At 48.4% G+C, this 19,737-nt stretch carries 19 protein-coding genes; all 19 read right to left on the bottom strand.

Annotation, left to right across the window (positions count from 1 at the left end; genetic code table 11):
• Positions 1-116: 116 nt before the first annotated feature.
• The 19 genes from cysK to ACFVQB_RS32855 all read right to left on the bottom strand — a co-directional run bounded on the left by cysK (position 117) and on the right by ACFVQB_RS32855 (position 19,543).
• The gene (cysK, locus tag ACFVQB_RS32945) at positions 117-1,055 is read right to left on the bottom strand and encodes a cysteine synthase A (RefSeq protein ID WP_062329357.1); all 939 of its coding nucleotides are present in this window, start codon (positions 1,053-1,055) and stop codon (positions 117-119) included.
• A 338-nt stretch (positions 1,056-1,393) separates the two neighbouring features.
• Entirely contained in the window at positions 1,394-2,344 is a 951-nt protein-coding gene (locus tag ACFVQB_RS32940) for a peptidyl-prolyl cis-trans isomerase (RefSeq protein ID WP_379449371.1), read from the bottom strand.
• 24 nt (positions 2,345-2,368) lie between these two features.
• Positions 2,369-3,259: an Hsp33 family molecular chaperone HslO gene (hslO, locus tag ACFVQB_RS32935; RefSeq protein ID WP_379449369.1), complete on the bottom strand. Its 891-nt coding sequence runs from the start codon at positions 3,257-3,259 to the stop codon at positions 2,369-2,371.
• 95 nt (positions 3,260-3,354) lie between these two features.
• Positions 3,355-4,125: a type III pantothenate kinase gene (locus tag ACFVQB_RS32930; protein ID WP_024633734.1), complete on the bottom strand. Its 771-nt coding sequence runs from the start codon at positions 4,123-4,125 to the stop codon at positions 3,355-3,357.
• 6 nt (positions 4,126-4,131) lie between these two features.
• Positions 4,132-4,998, bottom strand: coding sequence for a carboxylating nicotinate-nucleotide diphosphorylase (gene nadC, locus ACFVQB_RS32925; protein ID WP_379449367.1), 867 nt, complete (start codon positions 4,996-4,998; stop codon positions 4,132-4,134).
• Positions 4,995-6,614, bottom strand: a complete 1,620-nt coding sequence (nadB, locus tag ACFVQB_RS32920) for an L-aspartate oxidase (RefSeq protein ID WP_379449365.1) — start codon at positions 6,612-6,614, stop codon at positions 4,995-4,997. Before nadB ends, nadC begins: the two co-directional genes overlap by 4 nt.
• A 36-nt stretch (positions 6,615-6,650) precedes the next feature.
• On the bottom strand, positions 6,651-7,589 hold the full coding sequence (nadA, locus tag ACFVQB_RS32915) for a quinolinate synthase NadA (protein ID WP_024633731.1): 939 nt from the start codon (positions 7,587-7,589) through the stop codon (positions 6,651-6,653).
• A 295-nt stretch (positions 7,590-7,884) separates the two neighbouring features.
• Positions 7,885-9,930 (bottom strand): ATP-dependent zinc metalloprotease FtsH, encoded by a 2,046-nt coding sequence (ftsH, locus tag ACFVQB_RS32910; RefSeq protein ID WP_379449362.1) that lies wholly within the window; start codon positions 9,928-9,930, stop codon positions 7,885-7,887.
• Between the two features lie 101 nt (positions 9,931-10,031).
• Positions 10,032-10,571: a hypoxanthine phosphoribosyltransferase gene (hpt, locus tag ACFVQB_RS32905; protein WP_024633729.1), complete on the bottom strand. Its 540-nt coding sequence runs from the start codon at positions 10,569-10,571 to the stop codon at positions 10,032-10,034.
• A 53-nt stretch (positions 10,572-10,624) separates the two neighbouring features.
• Positions 10,625-12,064 (bottom strand): tRNA lysidine(34) synthetase TilS, encoded by a 1,440-nt coding sequence (gene tilS, locus ACFVQB_RS32900; RefSeq protein ID WP_379449359.1) that lies wholly within the window; start codon positions 12,062-12,064, stop codon positions 10,625-10,627.
• A 44-nt stretch (positions 12,065-12,108) separates the two neighbouring features.
• Positions 12,109-13,056, bottom strand: coding sequence for a serine/threonine protein kinase (locus tag ACFVQB_RS32895; RefSeq protein WP_379449357.1), 948 nt, complete (start codon positions 13,054-13,056; stop codon positions 12,109-12,111).
• Positions 13,040-13,792, bottom strand: a complete 753-nt coding sequence (locus ACFVQB_RS32890) for a vWA domain-containing protein (protein WP_379449355.1) — start codon at positions 13,790-13,792, stop codon at positions 13,040-13,042. Before ACFVQB_RS32890 ends, ACFVQB_RS32895 begins: the two co-directional genes overlap by 17 nt.
• A gap of 85 nt (positions 13,793-13,877) precedes the next feature.
• On the bottom strand, positions 13,878-16,385 hold the full coding sequence (spoIIE, locus tag ACFVQB_RS32885) for a stage II sporulation protein E (protein WP_379449353.1): 2,508 nt from the start codon (positions 16,383-16,385) through the stop codon (positions 13,878-13,880).
• Between the two features lie 502 nt (positions 16,386-16,887).
• On the bottom strand, positions 16,888-17,415 hold the full coding sequence (locus tag ACFVQB_RS32880; RefSeq protein WP_024633724.1) for a S1 domain-containing RNA-binding protein: 528 nt from the start codon (positions 17,413-17,415) through the stop codon (positions 16,888-16,890).
• A gap of 198 nt (positions 17,416-17,613) precedes the next feature.
• Positions 17,614-17,949: an FtsB family cell division protein gene (locus ACFVQB_RS32875; RefSeq protein WP_379449351.1), complete on the bottom strand. Its 336-nt coding sequence runs from the start codon at positions 17,947-17,949 to the stop codon at positions 17,614-17,616.
• Positions 17,950-17,961: 12 nt separating this feature from the next.
• On the bottom strand, positions 17,962-18,531 hold the full coding sequence (gene yabQ / locus ACFVQB_RS32870; protein ID WP_379449349.1) for a spore cortex biosynthesis protein YabQ: 570 nt from the start codon (positions 18,529-18,531) through the stop codon (positions 17,962-17,964).
• Positions 18,528-18,812 (bottom strand): sporulation protein YabP, encoded by a 285-nt coding sequence (gene yabP, locus ACFVQB_RS32865; RefSeq protein ID WP_379449347.1) that lies wholly within the window; start codon positions 18,810-18,812, stop codon positions 18,528-18,530. Before yabP ends, yabQ begins: the two co-directional genes overlap by 4 nt.
• Positions 18,813-18,992: 180 nt before the next feature.
• Positions 18,993-19,271, bottom strand: coding sequence for an RNA-binding S4 domain-containing protein (locus ACFVQB_RS32860; protein WP_024633720.1), 279 nt, complete (start codon positions 19,269-19,271; stop codon positions 18,993-18,995).
• The gene (locus ACFVQB_RS32855) at positions 19,271-19,543 is read right to left on the bottom strand and encodes an HU family DNA-binding protein (RefSeq protein WP_017691362.1); all 273 of its coding nucleotides are present in this window, start codon (positions 19,541-19,543) and stop codon (positions 19,271-19,273) included. The genes ACFVQB_RS32860 and ACFVQB_RS32855 overlap by 1 nt, the downstream gene beginning before the upstream one ends.
• Positions 19,544-19,737: the final 194 nt, after the last annotated feature.

Below are 19,737 nucleotides of genomic sequence, written 5' to 3'. Positions count from 1 at the left end.
GCTAGTTCTATTGTCTGATAGTATACTAAAGCGCCGCTGCTTTTAAAAGCATTCAGCAAAAAATCCTCCACACCCGGCATGCGGGCAAGGAGGATTTGTTTCATCACTTGTTAAGCTTAAGCTTCGAAGTTGTAAAGTGGCGTACTGAGGTAACGTTCGCCGTTACTTGGCACGATAACTACAACGCGTTTGCCTGCACCCAACTGTTTAGCCACTTGCAGACCTGCGCGGATGGCTGCACCGGAAGAAATACCGGATAGAATACCTTCTTCCTTCGCTACCTGACGAGCCGTCTCGAACGCATCGTCATTCTCGATGTGAATGATCTCGTCATAGATTTCCTGATCCAGAATCTCAGGAATAAAGTTAGCACCGATCCCCTGAATTTTGTGAGGACCCGGTTTGCCACCTGCCAAGATTGGGGAAGCTGCTGGTTCAACGGCAACGATTTTAATTCCAGGGAAGGATTCTTTCAACACTTCACCTGTACCTGTAATCGTTCCGCCTGTACCGATTCCTGCCACGAAAGCATCCAACGTACCGCCTACAGATTGAATGGCTTCAACAATCTCAGGGCCAGTCGTTTCACGGTGGATCTTCACGTTGGCTTTATTTTTAAATTGCTCAGCCATGAAATAAGATGGATTTTCCTTAAGCAATTCCTCAGCTTTTTTAACTGCACCATTCATACCTTCGGCTCCCGGTGTGAGCACAAGCTCAGCTCCGTAGGCGCGAAGCAAATTACGACGCTCCATGCTCATCGTTTCCGGCATAACAATAACAGACTTATAGCCTTTGGCTGCAGCCACCATAGCCAGTCCGATTCCTGTGTTACCACTTGTTGCTTCGATGATGGTATCACCCGGTTTCAGCTTGCCTTCTTTTTCCGCTTCTTCCACGATGCTAATCGCGATACGGTCTTTGACGCTTGAACCTGGATTCTGGTATTCCAGTTTCACGAACACTTCAGCACTGCCTTCAGGTACAATACGGTTCAGACGAACAAGCGGAGTACCTCCGATGAGTTCTGTTACGTTATTAACTACTTTAGCCATATGAATGCCCTCCTTAGTGGGATGAATACTACTTAAGTCCTGTTGCCATATACATGTGCGGCCGAGCAGCCTCTAGATGTTATAAAAGAACTACGGAAATCCGTCTGAGTCCATTCCATCTGCAATAAACCGGACAGAGCCTGGGTTTCCGAAGATTTCTTTGTTCATATAAATGGTTTTATTCCGAGTAAATGAGTAGGTTTTTGATTATTTTTATCTTATCAACGTTACACCCTATTGTCAATATGAGTACTCAAAAAAATACTCCGCCCTGGGCCCTAAGGCCGTAGACAGAGTATTTTTATCAAGATGCAGCAGGACATTCGTTTGCAGGATAATCAGGATGCCGGAATTTCAGCGATGATGACAGCTTCATACTTGTTGCGTAGCCTTTCCTCCACCTGGGGCAGGGGATCAGCCTGGCTGAGAGCCAGCTGCATCCGAATCTCTTCGCGGACCTCTTCTGCGGGTTGCACCTGACGCTCTTGTTTGTCGTTCATTTTAATGATGGCGTAGCCTTCTTCCACCTTCACCGGCCCTGCAATATCGCCAACGTCCAGTTGAGCTGCAAGTTTGAGGATTGCTTCGGACTGAAACGGATCATTCTGCTCGATCCATCCCAGACGACCGCCCGAATCACGGGAGTAACTGTCCGTCGATTCATGACGTGCGGTTTCTTCAAAGTCTGCTCCCTTGTTGAGCGCATCCAGAACTGATTCAGCCTGTTCCTCTTCCTTCAATACAATGATAGACAGATCATATTTCTCTGGGGAAACATAGTCTTCATGATGTTCGTTCCAGTAATGCTCGATATCAGCATCCTTGATCTGAATACTGCTCGTCGCGATTTTCTCAAGCAGGAGACGGTATCCTGCCTCCAACTCAAGGTCCTGCCTGGATAAACCGAGCTGGGACTGCATTTCGTCAAAATAAGCCTTCTCCGAATCATACCCATCCATGGCCGCGGCAAGTTCCTTCGCAATTTCTTTGGGAGTCACCGTCAGATTACGATCGAGCGCTTCCGCATATACGGCTTTGCGATTGAGCATCTGGAGCAGCAATTCACTGCCATAGCGCCGTTTCAATGCCTCGGTCCATTCCTTGTTGGTGATGACCTCCCCATTGATCGTTGCTACCGCACTTCCCTCTTCCTGATTGGCATCCTGAGGCGAATCTGCTCCTTCACGTCCATTTCGTAAGCCTTGCACAACCATAACCGAACCCATCACCAGCATTCCAAGCGTCAAGACAATTACAGCCGTCCATAACCCTTTTTCCTGTCTTGTCATTCCGCGTCCCGTCCCCGCATAAAATCAGTTCTTGGCTTGCTCTAGGATGGTCTCAAGTTGTTCCTTGTTGAAATCGTAAGCCTCATTGCAAAATTGGCAGACCACTTCAGCCTGGCCTTCTTCCTCAATCAATTGTTCCATTTCGGACTGACCCAGACTGATCAACGTTTTCTCTACCCGCTCACGTGAACACTCACAGTGGAAATGAATATCCATTTCGTCCATGACCTGTACATCAGGCAGTACGCGACGAAGCAGCTCTTCCAGTTCAAGCCCCTCATCCAGCAGAGACGTCACTGGCGGCATTGTACCAATGGCATTTTCAATCACCGTAATCTCATCATCCGTCAAACCTGGCAGCAACTGTACAATGAATCCACCAGCTACAATAACCGAATTGTCGGTATCCACCAGTACACCAACGCCTACAGCAGAAGGCGTCTGCTCCGATTTGGCAAAATAGTACGTAAAGTCTTCGCCAAGTTCTCCCGAAATAATCGGTACACTGCCGCGATAAGGTTCTTTCAGCCCCAGATCCTTGGTTACGTTCACGAATCCTTCTGTTCCGACTGCGCCAGCAACGTCCAGTTTGCCCATACTGTTGCTCGGCAGATGTACATGCGGATTGCTTACATAGCCACGAACTTCACCCTTCGCATTAGCATCGGCAACAATCTGTCCAATGGGACCGTCGCCTTTGACTTGAATAGTCAACTTCTCTTCTCCCTTAAGCATAGCGCCCATAATGGATGCTGCTGTAACCGTACGCCCCATAGCTGCTGTAGCCGTGGGAAACGTATCATGTCTTCTGCGCAGTTCCTCAACCAGTCCCGTCGTCTGGACAGCAAAGGCTCTAACCCGTCCGTTCATTGCTGTACCGCGAATTAACCGGTCTTGTTTGTTGTTGTTTTCCAAGTCATTCAGCCTCCTTTGGCGTAATCGCCAGTTATAGAAAAAACGGCATAACATATAAGACTGTAATCTCAGCCCGCTGTTTGCCGTCTCTGTTCTTACCTTTCCCGGTTCCGCTCATAAACGATACGCAGCCCTTCAAGCGTAAGCAGCGGATCCACTTCATCGATGCTGCGTGTTTCTTCTGCAATCAGCTTGGCAAGGCCACCGGTTGCAATGACTCTGGGTTTGGCTCCCATTTCCTCGCGAATACGTTCCACAATGCCGTCCACCTGTCCTGCATAACCATAAATAATGCCGGCCTGCATCGCATGAATGGTGTTGCGACCAATGACTTTCTTGGGCTTCTCCAATTCAATGCGAGGTAGCTTGGACGCCCTTTCATAGAGCGCTTCGGTTGCAATGTGGATGCCGGGTACGATAGCCCCGCCCAGATAATTTCCTTTCTCGTCAATACAGTCAAATGTGGTCGCTGTACCGAAATCGACCACTACGAGAGGACCGCCATACTTCTCAACGGCTGCTACTGCATTAACAATGCGATCCGCGCCAACTTCACGAGGATTCTCATACCGCAGGTTCAGGCCGGTTCGGATACCCGGCCCAACGAGTAACGGCTTTTTGCCTACGTATTTTTCACACATGGCTTCAATCACATTCACCAGCGGCGGAACCACGGATGAGATGATCACACCTTCAATGTCGCGTGTTGAAATCCCCGACATATGAAATAAATTATAAATCAATACGCCGTATTCATCCACTGTCGACTGCCGGGATGTACTCAGGCGAAAATGGTGGAGCAACTCCCGGCCTTGATACACGCCGAGTACGATATTGCTGTTGCCCACGTCTACCACAAGAATCAAAGAGGTTCACCCCTCTTTCTTTTCGTTTAAATCCAGGCTGATATCCAGGCTCTCAAAAGAGTAGGTTAACCTGCCAACTGAAATTACATCCACTCCGCTCTCTGCAATACCACGAATGGTATTTAGCGAGACGTTGCCCGATGCCTCAACCTTCACATGCGGAGCCTGCTCACGAATAAGAGCGACGGCCTCACGCATCCGATCTGGGTGCATGTTATCCAGCATAATGATATCTGCCCCAGCCTGCAAGGCTTCTCTGACCTGTTCTAGGTTTTCGGTCTCGACTTCAATGGTCATGGTATGCGGAATGACGGCCCGCGCACGCTGTACCGCTTCAGTGATCCCGCCTGCGCCCTTGATGTGGTTATCCTTAATCATAACGGCATCATAGAGGCCGAACCGGTGATTTGCTCCGCCACCAACCCGCACTGCATATTTTTCAAGCAAGCGGTGTCCCGGTGTTGTTTTACGAGTATCGACCAGTCGTGTAGAAAGGCCTTCCAACGCATCAACATAAGTACGTGTACGGGTAGCAATACCAGACATGCGCTGAAGCAGGTTAAGAGCCAGACGCTCTCCTGTCAACAAGCTATGTGTGCTTCCTTCTACCTCAGCCAGAATCGTACCATGCGTAACTGCATCACCGTCTTTTACCAACGGTGTGAACACAAGGCCAGGATCTACTACCTGAAACACAAGTTCTGCGACCGTAATTCCTGCAATGATTCCATTGTCTTTGGCATGTATAACAGCCTTGGACTGACTGCCAGCGGGAATTGTCACACTTGTTGTGACATCCCCTGCACCGACATCCTCACGAAGCCAGTTTTTGATTGATTCGATGAGTCCTTCATTATATCCGTTCAGTATCATGACATCAATTCCTCCACAATCGCTTGTTCTCGCTGCTGCAGACTATGCTTCTGCCATACGGCATCGTCACGCTGCGGGAAATCCTCACGGTAGTGGGCTCCCCGACTTTCCTCGCGGTGTAATGCTCCAGTGGTAACCAACCAAGCACAGGTCAAAAGGTTGGCATATTCCATCTCTTCTTTGTGAGTAAACTTCTGATCAAAAAATTGCAGTTCTTGTTGCAGTTTCTCCATTGCTCCTTGCAAGTTAGCGCCATTTCGGCGCAGCCCCACTTGACGCACCATCATTTTTTGCAGACGCAAGCGTCTTTCGGACACCGGTTTCTGCTCTTCCTTTATGATCCTGCGAATACTTGTTAATGTGGGAACCTTTGTCTGTAGTGGAGCAAGCGGAGGAAGCGATTGAATACGATCCACGATTCTCCGGCCAAATACGATTGCTTCAGACAGAGAGTTGCTCGCCAGGCGATTGGCTCCATGTACTCCAGTAGAAGATACCTCACCGCAGGCAAATAACCGGCCAATGCTGCTCTCCCCGCTGAGATCCGTCTTCACTCCGCCCATCATGTAATGTGCAGCAGGAGCGACCGGAATCCAGTCTGTGGTCATATCCAATCCGTATCGCATACAGGTCTCATAGATGGTAGGAAACCGATGCTTAATCATCTCCGCCGGTTCATGAGTGATATCCAAATATACAAAGGTACTGTTTGTCGATTCCATCTCACTGACAATTGCCCGCGCGACAATATCACGTGGTGCCAGTTCAAGCTGTGCATGATAACGTTCCATGAAGCGCTCGCCTTTCACATTGCGCAAATAAGCTCCTTCGCCACGTACCGCCTCGGACACCAGGAAACGTGGTGCTCCCGGATAACAAAGGGAGGTCGGGTGGAATTGGATAAACTCCATGTCCCGGACAACTGCTCCGGCACGATAGGCCATCGCCACCCCATCTGCTGTAGCCACTTCCGGATTAGTCGTATATCGATACAACTGTCCAGCCCCGCCAGAGCATAGTACGGTTGCCTCTGCCTTCACAAATACTTGCGAACCGTCAGCCTTCTGAACCAGCGCACCTACACATTCTCCCTGCTCTGTAATCAGATCAATGACAAAATGCTCATCCCACACTTCAATCCCCGGATGTTCATTCGCCTGTGCAGCCAGCGCACGCACAATCTCATATCCCGTTGCATCCCCATTGGCATGCAAAATACGGCGGTGGCTGTGCGCACCTTCCTGCGTCAACGCCAACTCGCCGTTCTCCAGATCAAACAAAGTACCCAGTCGAATCAGTTCTTTCACTCCGTCCGGGCCCTCGTTCACCAATGCTTCTACTGCTTCGGAGCGGCATAATCCCGCTCCTGCAACAAGTGTATCCTGCAAATGGTAGGCAGGTGAATCATCCTCAGCAATAACCGCAGCGATTCCTCCCTGCGCATACCGGGTGTTACTTTCCAGTAACGACTTCTTCGTGATCATCAACACACTGCGTTGTTCACTCGCCTTGATCGCAGTAAACAAACCAGCAATGCCCGAACCAATAACCAGCACATCCGTCTCCACCATCGGCAGCGCGGACAGATCAAAATCCACTAAATATTGCGGTATCATGTTATTTCACCTGTCTTGGAGCAAGAGTAGCGCATGCTACTTCACCAGTAACATGCGCTCTAGTGATTCTCTGGCTTTGTCGGCAACGGCTGGCGGCACGTAAATTTGCGGTTTCATCGTTTCCAGACATTTAACCAGCTTTTTCAAGTTGTTGACCTTCATATTCGGACATACGAGGAACTTAGTAGCAAAGTGGAATTGTTTATCCGGGCTATCGAGACGCAGTTGATATCCTGTACCGTCCTCGGTACCTACGATAAATTCCTTGGCGGAAGAATTTTTACAATATTCTAGAATAGCGGTTGTGCTACCTACGAAATCACCCATCTCTACAACCTCAGGACGACATTCCGGGTGAACAACGAACTCGGCATTTGGATGCTTCGCTCTCATCTCAACCACGTCTTTGACCGTCAGCATATCATGGGTATTGCAGTAACCTTCCCAGATAATCATTTTCTTGTCTGTATGTTGTTGCACATAATGTCCCAGATTTTTATCCGGCACCCAGATGATTTCATCGGAATCAACAGATTGAATGACTCTGACAGCATTGGCCGATGTACAACAGATGTCGGTCTCTGCCTTGATCTCAGCTGAAGAATTGATGTACGTTACAACTTTGGCATTCGGATGCTGTGCTTTCAATTTACGTAAGCCTTCAACGTTCACCATGTCTGCCATTGGGCAGCCTGCACGCTCGTCGGGGATGATAACCGTTTTGTTAGGGGCAAGAATTTTAGCACTTTCACCCATAAAATGAACCCCGCAGAAAACGATAACATCCGCATCCGTTTGTGCTGCCTTCTGAGCCAGCAGAAACGAATCTCCCCGGAAATCAGCGACCTCCTGCACCTCGTCACGTTGATAATAATGGGCAAGAATAATGGCATTACGTTCCTTCTTCAACTCCATCAGCCGCTCACGCAGCTCCCGGTTCATCTCAGCCTTGCGCTCTAAAGCCAGAGCTTCCACCTGTGATCCTCTCCTTATCGGGACAGCCTCATACGCTGTTTCATATGGCAAATCCAAGTCGTTATTTTCGCTTGAGAAACGAATCACAAGCGGTTTAACACCTAATGTACACAACGTTCACGACTCTGTCAATAAATGAAAACGCCCCAGAACAAGGGCATAACCGCCCATTTCCTACGTAGTTCGCCCTAAAGCTCCCGGTTATCATTATCTATACAATTTGAAGGAATACATAAAAAAGAGAGCCCGAGGGCCCTCTTTATCATCTGCAACTATAGACAGATGCTGTTATAAATTAAGACGTTGGCTTCGTTCCACCATCATCCGGGTCATTGCTGTTTCCTTTGTCCAGATTCGGAGCTTCGTTAGGAATATCTCCGGCTGGTGGCTCAGGCGTTTCATCTTTGCCTTGGATACGGACGCGTACATCACCGATGTTGTCGATGATCGCTTCTCCGCCTTCGCTAGGCGTACCTTCTCCATCGTTGCTATTTTCATCTTTTGGAGTCAGGGAACCTGTCTCGATCAATTGCTTGATCTGATCCATTTCCAATGTCTCCACTTCCAGCAACGTTTGAGCGATCAGATGCACTTCTTTGGAATGTTTAACGAGTAAGTCTTTACACTTCTCATAGCATTCGTTAATGAAGCGTTGCATTTCCTGATCAATCTCGTATGCAATGGAATCTGAGTAATTCTGTTCGTGACCGATATCACGACCCAGGAATACCTGTCCCTGCGAACTACCGAACTGCATAGGTCCCAGCTTCTCACTCATACCGTACTCCATAACCATGCTACGGACGATACCCGTCGCTTGTTGGAAGTCACTGTATGCACCCGTACCGATTTCACCGATAAACAGTTCTTCGGAAACACGGCCGCCAAGGAGTCCAGTAATTTTGTCCAGCAATTCTTGCTTGGTTACAAGCATACGATCTTCTTTTGGCAACATGATTACATATCCACCCGCACGTCCGCGCGGAATAATGGTAACTTTATGTACCATATCGGCATGTTCCAGGAAGTAACCTACAATGGTATGACCTGCTTCGTGATAAGCAACAATACGTTTCTCGCGGTCACTGATAACACGGCTTTTCTTCTCCGTACCAACGATGACACGGTCAATCGCCTCGTCAACTTCTTTCATGGAAATATCTCTACGATTACGACGTGCCGCAAGCAATGCCGCTTCATTCAGGAGATTTTCCAAATCTGCACCAGAGAATCCGGTAGTACGCTTCGCAATAATGTCCAGCTTCACATCTTTGGTGAGTGGTTTGTTGCGTGAGTGTACTTTCAGAACCGCTTCACGACCTCTCACGTCAGGGCGATCAACCGTGATTTGACGGTCAAAACGTCCTGGACGCAGCAAGGCAGGGTCCAGAATATCAGCACGGTTCGTTGCAGCAACGATGATAATACCTTCATTGGCTCCGAATCCGTCCATTTCAACGAGCAACTGGTTGAGAGTTTGTTCACGTTCGTCGTGACCACCACCAAGACCAGCACCACGCTGACGTCCTACAGCATCGATCTCATCGATAAAGATGATACATGGGGCGTTTTTCTTCGCATTTTCAAACAAATCACGTACACGAGATGCACCGACACCGACGAACATTTCAACGAAGTCAGAACCGGAAATACTGAAGAATGGCACACCCGCTTCGCCGGCAACAGCACGAGCAAGCAAGGTTTTACCTGTACCCGGAGGACCTACAAGCAATACTCCTTTAGGAATCCGTGCACCTACTGCTGCGAATTTACGAGGGTCCTTGAGGAAGTCCACGACTTCAACAAGTTCCTGCTTCTCTTCGTCAGCACCCGCAACATCTTCAAACGTAACCCGCTTCTTCTCTTCGTTATAGAGACGAGCACGGCTTTTACCAAAGTTCATTACTTTACCGCCGCCGCCTTGAGCCTGATTAAACAGGAAGAAGAACAGCAGGAACATAATGATCAAAGGAATAAAGGAAGTCAGCAACGTCAACCAGATGCTGTCACCTTTCATAGGTTCCTGATGATATTGGAATTTGTTCGTTTCGCTTGCAGTTACAAGCTCACTAATTGCCTCATCCGTAGGAGGAATATACGTTGAGAAATTTTCTGATTTGGCTCCATCAGGCGTCTCCCTGTATTGACCGGTCACGAGGTACGTCTGACCGTTGAATTGAACCGTCAATTCAGAGACGTTATTGGCCTTGATCGCCGCGCGCAACTGATCATATCTAGGATTATCGGTGGCTTCGCCGCCATTGCTGACGAACTGGACTATCCCCACCACAACTAAAAAAAGAATCAAATAAAAACCAGAATTCCGGATGAACCGATTCATCCCCTACCTCCTCTCGAGACACTTTAATTATTTTAACATAGCCCGACATGGCTTCTCAACAGAAGCCACCAACAGATATGGGCTTGGAACTAGCTTAAGCATTAGTTGCTGTAAACTTCCGGTTTCAGAATCCCGATGTAAGGGAGGTTCCGGTACTTCTCGGCATAATCCAGGCCATAGCCAACGATGAATGCGTCCGGAATGTCAAAGCCGGTGTAATGAGCTTCAAGTTCGACTTTGCGACCTGAAGGCTTGTCAAATAGCGTAACCACACGGACGGATTCAGCACCGCGGTTCTGCAAGAGTTCGATCAGATAACTGAGCGTGAGTCCACTATCAATAATGTCCTCTACAATCAGAACCTCGCGTCCCTCAACGGATTCATCCAGATCCTTAATGATTTTAACCACGCCAGATGATTTGGTGGAAGCGCCATAACTCGATACTGCCATGAAATCCATCTCAACAGGTACCGTAATGTTCTTAACCAAATCAGCCATAAATATAAACGCACCCTTGAGCACACAAATGACCAAAGGATTGCGATTTGCATATTCGGCACTTATTGTTGCGCCTAATTCCTTGATTTTACTCTGAATTTCTTCTTCACTGATCAATACTTCCTGAATGTCGTTCTGCAACTGTGCGAACCCCCTAAGTTATACATATGAAAGCCTTACCTGAACCATAACCACTACCCCTGAATCGCTGAATCGCCTACAGTCATGTACAGGATTGCGGAAGTATCCTCCCTTACAGGAGCTACACTAGACCGGCGAACACCCGGTAACCAGATGATATTGCCTGCTCCATCACATACCACGGGAACCCGTGAACGGACAGAAGGGGGAATTTTCTCATCGATGAAAATATTTTTCACCTTTTTGCTTCCGTTTAATCCCATCACTTTCATGGTATCTCCAGGTAACCTTGAACGCACAACCAGCGGCATAAGCAGTTGATCCGCATCAAATGCGGCATGATCCGCCGATTCCGGTACATGATAGTCCTCGGGACTCATCGGAACGAGCCGAACATGCCGGTCGATTTCCGTGAGAGAAAGCTCATAAGTTCCGCTCCATTGAGCAAGACGATATTCGTAAGATTGATCCTGTACGTCAGTCCGTATGCCGAAAGAGATCAGATCATACTCCCGGGTGCAGGCGAGTGTCTGTCCTATATCCAGGCTCCAGGTCGTCGCGTCAGGCTGAATAACCTTGCGGCGAATGGTCTCAATACGGGTAAAGTCGACAAAATCACTGTCCAAAGGCAGATAATTCAATATTAGTTTAATCAACCTTCGTTGTAAAGCGACATGTAACTTCAAAAAGGAAGGCACCTCAAAGGTTTGCCTTCCGCCGTTCGCCTGCACTAGACACCTGTATGCGTCATATGCACCTTGTTCCATGAAATCGTCTTCATCACCTACAATTTCGGCAAGTCGATTCAAAGACGGCGTCAACTGTCCATTATACTGCCCCAAAAAAGGGAGCACATCCAAGCGAATGGCATTACGCCGATATTTACGCAGGGAATTGCTTTCATCATTAAAATACAGAAAACCCTGGGTATTACAAGCTTCTACAAGGTCTGTCTTGTTTATACGAAGGCATGGACGGATAAGTTCCACATTTTTTTCTCGCCGTTTAAACTTCATTCCCGCGAGTCCGGAAAGCCCACTACCACGCAGCAAATGGAGCATAACCGTCTCTGCCTGATCGTCGGCATGATGGGCCAGTGCAATGCTCGCCGCATCGTATTTGGCAGCCACTTCATGCAAAAACTCATATCGTTTGTTGCGCGCGGCCTCCTGAGGACCTTGACCGGTAAGCTTCATATAAGAAGGTACATCGGCCTTCACCCATTCAAATGCTATACCAAGACTGTGCGCAAGTTCCTTCATCATCTCGGCTTCATGATCGGATTCAATCCGAAATCCATGATGTACATGGGCGCAAATCAATTCCAGCGGGACATGCCTGGTACTGATCTCATGCATGATATGCAAAAAAGCTACCGAGTCCGGTCCGCCCGATACTGCGACGACAATCCGATCCCCGGGAACCCATAACTGATGCTCTTCCGCTGCATCCAGCACGTTATTCACCAGCTTGTTCCAGCGTAAAGCCTCCATACCTGTTCCTCATTCCTTACGTTATGTATATGCACTCTCACAGGTCAGAATCGCAGTGCATAGATGAGTACCCCAATAAGTAATATAACGGATACGGCAAATGCATTTTTGAGCCAACGCGGTGTTGTACTTTTGGAACGGCGACGAAGAGGAGAAGGGCGTGCCATCATCTCTTTCCAGACCTTAGCCGCGTGTCCGGCATCCTGAAATTGACCTCGTAATGCCTGAATAGTCCAGTTTCGAAAAGGACGGAGACGTTCGCTGCGCTCCACGAGAGCTGTAAGCTGATTCACACTTCGCAGTTGAGGTAATCCTTCTGCAGCCAGCGTTTTGAGTGCATCAGCTTCAAGTACATGAATCAGTAATAACGCAAAAGCAAACACATCATAGGTACCATCTGCTGTTCGGCTGCCCGCATTCCAGAATCCTCGATCATACCATTCAGTAAACTGCTTGACGCTCCGGCCGATAGAAGTCACTCCGCCATAGTCGATAAGTTCTACCTGCCCATAATCCGATACCAGTACATTTTGAGGTTTGAGATCGCCAAACACCCATCCAGCCTGATGCAATTGAGCCAGCTTCTGCAATAGTCTGAGTCCAACCAGAAGTGTCCAGTCTGTTCCCTGACGCCGAATGAAGTGGTGCAGAGACTCCCCCCGAACGTAACGCATCACATAAAAAGGAATATCAAGACCACGAATGGCGTAATCATCCACATCTTTCAGATAAGAAGGAATGCCACTCTGCCGAAGGGCCTCATGATTACGCTGTAATTGAAAAGATTTGAGCACATTAATTTCCGATTGCAGATCTACAGGGTCAAATCCCATTTTAAGCGCATAATGTTTGCCATTCTCACCCCGCTGGACAAGAAAAACGATGCCGTTGGCTCCTTTGCCCAGCAGCTTCCGAATCGTATAACGGCTGCGATTCCATTTCCCTGTGATGACTGTTCCTGGCGGGAAAGAGGCGTCAGACAACGTTGTCACCGAGCATCCCTTCTCTTTCAATGCGATAGTTCCCTTCTATTTCCTGCTGTTCCTCCAGTGTACCATAACGGTAAAAATCAATCACCCTTTGAATCGCAGGACCTGTCGGCGTCGCTCCCTTCATTTGCAAACGTCCAAATAGCGAACGAACACGGCTCGGGTCAACTGTCCAGTCGATGTCCATGACAGCTTCTTCTCCGCTATGTCGTCCAGGAAAATGAAAGACGGAAAGATGGCTCTGACCAATACGCGCCTGCAGGCTAAGCATTAAATCCCGAATCCCTTCCTCCACAGCAGCAAGCTTTGGCTTCATACTGGCACTTACGTCAATGAGAAGCACGACCTGAAGCGGCGTTGTCTCGGCCATATCATCCATCACTTCAACGACCTGCGCGCGTTTTGACGGTTCAAGGTCTGTTACCGTTTTGGGCTCATGCTCTCCCAGAATTTGTGTTAACTCTCTATTAACCGCCTGTTGAATGGTCTGAACCACCGTTTTTCTTGTCATCATCTGCATCGTATGGGCAAGCTGCCTTGTGCCTACGATCTGACTGATTCCACCTCCGGCTTTGGCAATATCCTCGATCTCCCGGCTGCCCAACTCACCAATGGTTCCATAATCAATAACACCGACCACGTTGACCGTAATTCCCTCTTCCCGGGCTTCCGCCGCAGCCAGCACTGGGCTTGTGCCTACATTGGAACAACCGTCGGTGATCAACAAGATTTGTTTCATCCGATATCCCTCCGTTTTGGGTTACTCTCCAACTCTATGACTAGCATTGCCAGAATGAAGAGACTTCAAACAGAGGAATATGCAATTAACTAACGGTGCGCGGACGTTCCATCCGGCTTATTCCGGGTACTCTCAATGTGGCCCACTCTGGGCGATAATGTTCTATTTTACCTACAATTACAGTCATATCATCATAGATCTCATGTTGCTGATAACGAATAACACTTTCAAGCAGGCAGTCTGCTACTTCCTGAGGATCATCACTATCAATTTCCTGAATGAGGCGCTTCATCCATAGTTCTTTATTGACGGCATACCCCGGTGCATCGTAGATGCCATCTGTCATCATAATCAAAACATCCCCTGGCTGAAGCTGTACGGTTACCAGATCCACCTCAATATCTTTGATAATACCAATCGGCAGATTGCTTGCCGAAACCTGAATAACTTCCTGCCCTCGTTTAATAAAACTTGGAGTCGATCCGATTTTCATAAACGTGGTCTCTGCCGTATATTCATCGATCAGAGCCATATCGACCGTTGCATACATTTCTTCAGGAGAACGCAGCATCAGAACGGAATTCACCGATTTGATCGCCAGCTTCTCATCCATGCCCGATTGCAACAACTGCTCCAGTATATTTAGAGCAGCACTGCTCTCCATACGTGCTCGTTCCCCATTGCCCATGCCATCGCTAAGCGCAACCGCAAATGTGCCATTTCCCAGTTCAACCGTACTGAAACTGTCCCCGGACATCACATCTCCCCCTTTGGCGGCAGCAGCAACACCCGTTGTTATCTCAAAAGTTTTGGCAGAGCCAAAGGTGACTGTCGCCAGCCCCTGGCGAGGATCAAGCGTTGTCTCATTCAAGACGGCAATATGCTCGTCCAGTACATCCGAGATCAGCGGAGCGATCATTTTCCGGCACTCGTCAAATCCACGTGTATAAGCATGAACAATCTCAATTTCCACATTCCCCGCTTCCAGATTAATGATTTCAATAGAATGTATGGACAGACCTAACGATTCAAGCGCATCCCGAATCTGCTCCTCCTGTTGTACCATCTCCTCACTTTCCCGTTGAATTTCTTTCGCCAGGTCCTCCATCACCTGGGATACCCCTGATAATTGCTCTGCAACCAGCTGTCGACTATCTATAATCTGACGTTTCCATTGCATGTTATGTTGATGCAGACCATACTGGGCGCGCATCACTTCAAGTACCTCCTCCGGTTTCGCACATACCCTGTTCCATTCCACCGGAATCTGCTTGCCTGACAGCTCCGGGTTGGCTTCAATGGAACTCATCACGTCCGTCATATATTTATAGGTTTGAATAAACTTCGCATCCCAGCATTGGGCCTTCTTAAAGCAACCCGAACATGTCCCTTCAGCTACGGCATTCATGAAATGCTCCATCCCGCCTTCGTTTTTCACCGGCTCCCCCGCACCGGACATCTGATCGAAGCTGCGTGACAGCTGACGGAATACCTGCGAGAAGCGAGTGACCCGTTCTGCGGTGACATCCCTGATCCGCTTCGCATATTCATGCTGCGATTTCGTGTGATCCTGCGTACCAGGAACATATTTAGAAATGGCTGTCAGCATGCTTTTTGGCGTCAACATAAACAGAACGATGGCTGCACACGTTTCCCATAAGGAATTCATGACATCCCCCGGACCACCCAGATATATGGATAGAATGGAGGAACCCAGTAACATACCTAACGCGACCGCTGCACGTTTTCCCTCTCGGAGCATACCCGCCAGCATGCCTGCAAAAGCAAGCAGACTCATCTGATACACCGCCGACATGTCGGCCAAACTCAGAATGAGACCAGTAATGACCCCAACCGAGGCTCCGAGGGGGGCTCCGCCCACCAGCGCGAAGATCAGAATGAGATACCGGGAGAGCATATGCTCTACGGACAGGGACTGGATGGTCCAGCCCACCGCCCCCGTCATTACGGAGGCCAACAAGATGATCAGACAGAGGATCTCCTCGTTCTTTAGGTTGAATTTTTTTTTGCGATACGTGAAGATCGGTATGGCCTGTATGAAAACCAGGGTAAGCACAAAGCTGAGTACGGAATCCATCGTGAGCATTAGCATAGCGTACCAGCTGAAAGACGGCCCAATGACAACGGCGAATAACTTGACCATAAAAGTAGTCGTAAACACCATCGTTGGCGCATAAGATAATTCAGCGCGGTCATAAGACTCCAGTCCTCTGAACAACAGATAGAAGATCGCGATCTCCGAAGCAACAATCAGCGGTACCGGAAACGGGGCGAAGAGACTTCCTGCCAGCAACGCGGCTCCTACCGGAATAATGTAATCCCTGCGCATAAAAGCGATGACCGCAAAGTAAGCAATCGCAAAGGGCGATAATTCATTCAGAATCATGGCCTTGCCCAGCAAAAATCCCATAAAGGTGAGAAGCAGCACCCATTTACGTGCAGCAACGATTTGGACGGCCTTGCGGGAGCTCATCCACTGCTTGAGACGTACCGACAGCTCCTCCCGAGCTTCTGTACCTCCTTTACCAGCTTTCATTCCCGGAAATTGAATGACATTCCACTTTTCCATCATCCTCAAGGCACCCCATTCGATTAATTTAATTTTCGTGTTTCGTTCTCGATGGTTCTGATTATAGATAGAATAGAAGACATAGTTTGTCACAATTGGTGGGCAGGGTCCAAAAACTTTACGACAAAAGAAACAGCCACGGCGCGGTGGTGCGGAACCCCCGGCCTTATTGTGGTTTCATCCATTTGCCACATACCTTGCCGACAAGGCACTTGTCTGATTTTGAACCGGACGCGCTTCGTCATCGCCACGATTTGAGCAGGATACCTGTGGAATGCCACGGAAACCTGTCGGTAAAAAATGGTAGACGACAAATGTTCTTATGTACTTTTTTTCCTGTGCAGAAAAACTGGGGATATGGAGCTTCACTTTACAAAAATGGCTATGGATCCAGTTAATTGTCTATATCTGAACGGTTAAACTCCAAAATTAAAAACAAACGCAAAAAAACCGCCAGCCCCAAGGCTAACGGTTTTTCTTATATTTTAAATCAGGTTGAACCAGATTACACGCGTTTGGCTCCACGGCCACCACGTTTGCCTTCTGTGTTCTTCTTCAACGAAGAGATCCGTTCTTCGCTATCTTTCAGGAAGCGTGACATTTTATCCTCAAATGAAGGTTTGCCTGCTGCGGGCTTGAAAGAACGGCCTCCGCGGTCACGGTTAAATCCACCACCACCGCCGCCACGGCCTTGGCCACCACTTGGGCCTCCACCGCTGAATCGTTCGCGATCTCCTCCACTGCGTTCCGGTCTAGGAGCTCTTGGGGGTCTGGACTGTGTTTGTTGCTCAACCGGTTTGTCAACAGCTTGCTTAATGGAAAGCCCAATCTTGCCATCCTTGTCAACGTTGATGACCTTAACGGTAACGAGGTCATTAAGCTTCAGGTGGTCGTTGACATCTTTGACATAATTGTCGGCGATTTCCGAGATGTGAACGAGACCCGTGACACCTCCTGACAGATCCACAAATGCTCCAAAATGCGTGATGCCTGTCACCTTGCCCTCTAACTTGGTGCCCACTTCAATTGCCATAGAATAAAATGATCCTCCCTTAAAAATATACAACCCGATTTTTTGAATGCCAAAATCAATGCTGTGCTAATTTAATTATACCTTATGCCGCAAACCAAGGTCAACTGAGCACTACCCCTTAAGGTAGCCTATTTTTTCCGGTATAACGGCTTCAGACATATAGATAACAATCCTTGCTCGATAATGAGCCAAATTACATCAGTTCCCTGAATCTTCAACCTGAATTGGTGTTTCCTCAGGCAGATAGTATCCTTTTTTTCGAGCCAGCTGTCCTATGTATTCGGGATCCTTCAACCGACTGACTTCGTACTTCAATTGATCCAGCTTCTTCAATGTCTCTTCCTTTGAAGATTGCTGGGCAGCCAGATGAGAACTCTTGTCCGAAATTTGCGCAGTCTGCACAAGGAACGTATATCCTGCCCAAATCATAAACACAACCATAAAGGTCATCCAGAGCATGAGACGCCTTTTGGCACCTGCAGATTTTCCTTGGCCTGCTGGAGCTTTTGATTTGCTCATAGGTGTTTTACCCATTATCGGACCTCCTTAAAACCAGCGTTTCCACATCGCTGCGATACTTGAACCCGCACGGATTATCCAACGCGGCGTAACCCAATGTTTCAGGATTGGCCTAAACATCCAGCGGAACAACTTGCCGAAAGGTACCAAACATTGCAGCACCAGCTTACCCAGGAATAACAGTATGGCGAGTACGACACCAAATAATACGCGCACTAGCTTGTAAAGTCCTTTAGCGGGCATAACGATCAGGATGTTAAGGATATGTCCACACCAATGAATCAGCGTTCTTGCGAGTTTAATTAACATTACCACAAAACGCTGGGTTGTAACACTTAAAAGCCAAAAATAGAAGCAAACCCCTATAATCAGCCCCAAAAAGACATAAAACCGCAGCTGTCCGTGGTTCCCGGCATACAGCATCCGGAAGACGAACAGCGCGGAAGCGACCCAATACAACAGATCCAGCGTGTGGACGCTCCATCTCGGGAACCGCAGCTGACCGGACAGTACCCGGTAACTGTCGTAGGCCATCCCCATCACGGCTCCCGACATCAGCATCCACATCAATGTGATCCATTGAGTATCCGGACTCATCGGAACATCTTGCCGAACAGGCCTTTACCGTTTTTGGACTGGGAACCGGGGTCCAGATATTCAAGAGAACTAACAGTGCCCTCGATGGATAACAAACCGTCCTCCAGGCTCAGGTTTTTGATATGTAAATTGTGCCCCCGGATGGTCAGATGCCCAAGTTCAGTTTGCAGCAAAAATTCCTCACTGTCGAAGCTCTCCACATTGGAGACACCCGTCAGATCCAGCAGTTTCCGATTTTGCATGCTCAGATGATGCTGTTTCGTCTTACTTTGCTCAACCATGGCATGTACCCCTCCTTCTTTAACCCTAGCTTATGGATCAGAAGTGCAGAATAGAACCAAGGTTGGATGAAAGCAAATGTCCGGATAATCGAGAAACACAAAAACGCCCTTCCCTGTACGGGAAAGGCGTTTCTCTTCATTTTGCAATGAATGTGTACAAAAGTATATCAGGCATCCCTGTTACCAGTTCAGACCGTTATCCTTGGCGATCGGCTCTTCCTTAACCAAGGTGTAGAGGCTGCTCGCCTCATCCTTCTTGGTACTCTCGGCAAGACGCTCCACCTTCACGGTGACCAGCTTTTGACCGAACTGAACCGTAAGCTCATCGCCCACTTTGACTGCGGCGCTTGGCTTCGCTTCACGTCCGTTCACCAGCACACGTCCCTGTTCGGAAACGTCCTTGGCTACGGTGCGGCGTTTAATCAGCCGGGAGACCTTCAGGAATTTATCAAGACGCATTATTTTACGGCTTCTTTAAGTTTGTTGCCTGCTTTGAACGCAGGAACGGTGGACTCAGGAATCACGATTTCATTCCCTGTTTGCGGGTTACGTCCGGTACGACCGGAACGTTTGCGGGTCTCAAAAGTGCCAAAGCCGATCAGTTGTACTTTGTCTCCGCTGGCAAGTGCATCTGTAATTTCTCCCAAAAAGCCGTTCAATACGGACTCAACGTCTTTTTTAGTCAAACCGCTTTTGGTGGAAATGTTGTTAATCAGATCTGTTTTGTTCATTTTTAAAAGCCTCCCAAATTGAAAAAAAAGTATCTGCGAATCCGTGACAACAGATTTGCTGCTGCTGGCTCCGCGCAAGGTTACTACACATGTATTCTGGCTTGGCATCTGAAATCCTGCCTCGGTCTTCGACTTTTTTTCACTTTTTGTCGGTCCTGCCCAAGAACAGTCTAAGTCCAGTACCCGAAACACCT

It is taken from the genome of Paenibacillus sp. NPDC057886, assembly GCF_042796655.1.
GTDB lineage: Bacteria > Bacillota > Bacilli > Paenibacillales > Paenibacillaceae > Paenibacillus.
Note: the sequence above shows the minus strand (reverse complement) of the source record. Positions and strands in the feature narration are given on the sequence as shown.

Excerpts from the sequence above, each read along its gene's own strand:
- cysK (WP_062329357.1), bottom strand. The coding sequence starts at position 1,055 with ATGGCTAAAGTAGTTAATAACGTAACAGAACTCATCGGAGGTACTCCG.
- ACFVQB_RS32940 (WP_379449371.1), bottom strand. The coding sequence starts at position 2,344 with ATGACAAGACAGGAAAAAGGGTTATGGACGGCTGTAATTGTCTTGACG.
- nadC (WP_379449367.1), bottom strand. The coding sequence starts at position 4,998 with ATGATACTGAACGGATATAATGAAGGACTCATCGAATCAATCAAAAAC.
- nadB (WP_379449365.1), bottom strand. The coding sequence starts at position 6,614 with ATGATACCGCAATATTTAGTGGATTTTGATCTGTCCGCGCTGCCGATG.
- ftsH (WP_379449362.1), bottom strand. The coding sequence starts at position 9,930 with ATGAATCGGTTCATCCGGAATTCTGGTTTTTATTTGATTCTTTTTTTA.
- tilS (WP_379449359.1), bottom strand. The coding sequence starts at position 12,064 with ATGGAGGCTTTACGCTGGAACAAGCTGGTGAATAACGTGCTGGATGCA.
- ACFVQB_RS32890 (WP_379449355.1), bottom strand. The coding sequence starts at position 13,792 with ATGAAACAAATCTTGTTGATCACCGACGGTTGTTCCAATGTAGGCACA.
- spoIIE (WP_379449353.1), bottom strand. The coding sequence starts at position 16,385 with ATGATGGAAAAGTGGAATGTCATTCAATTTCCGGGAATGAAAGCTGGT.
- ACFVQB_RS32880 (WP_024633724.1), bottom strand. The coding sequence starts at position 17,415 with ATGGCAATTGAAGTGGGCACCAAGTTAGAGGGCAAGGTGACAGGCATC.
- ACFVQB_RS32875 (WP_379449351.1), bottom strand. The coding sequence starts at position 17,949 with ATGGGTAAAACACCTATGAGCAAATCAAAAGCTCCAGCAGGCCAAGGA.
- yabQ (WP_379449349.1), bottom strand. The coding sequence starts at position 18,531 with ATGAGTCCGGATACTCAATGGATCACATTGATGTGGATGCTGATGTCG.
- yabP (WP_379449347.1), bottom strand. The coding sequence starts at position 18,812 with ATGGTTGAGCAAAGTAAGACGAAACAGCATCATCTGAGCATGCAAAAT.
- ACFVQB_RS32860 (WP_024633720.1), bottom strand. The coding sequence starts at position 19,271 with ATGCGTCTTGATAAATTCCTGAAGGTCTCCCGGCTGATTAAACGCCGC.
- ACFVQB_RS32855 (WP_017691362.1), bottom strand. The coding sequence starts at position 19,543 with ATGAACAAAACAGATCTGATTAACAACATTTCCACCAAAAGCGGTTTG.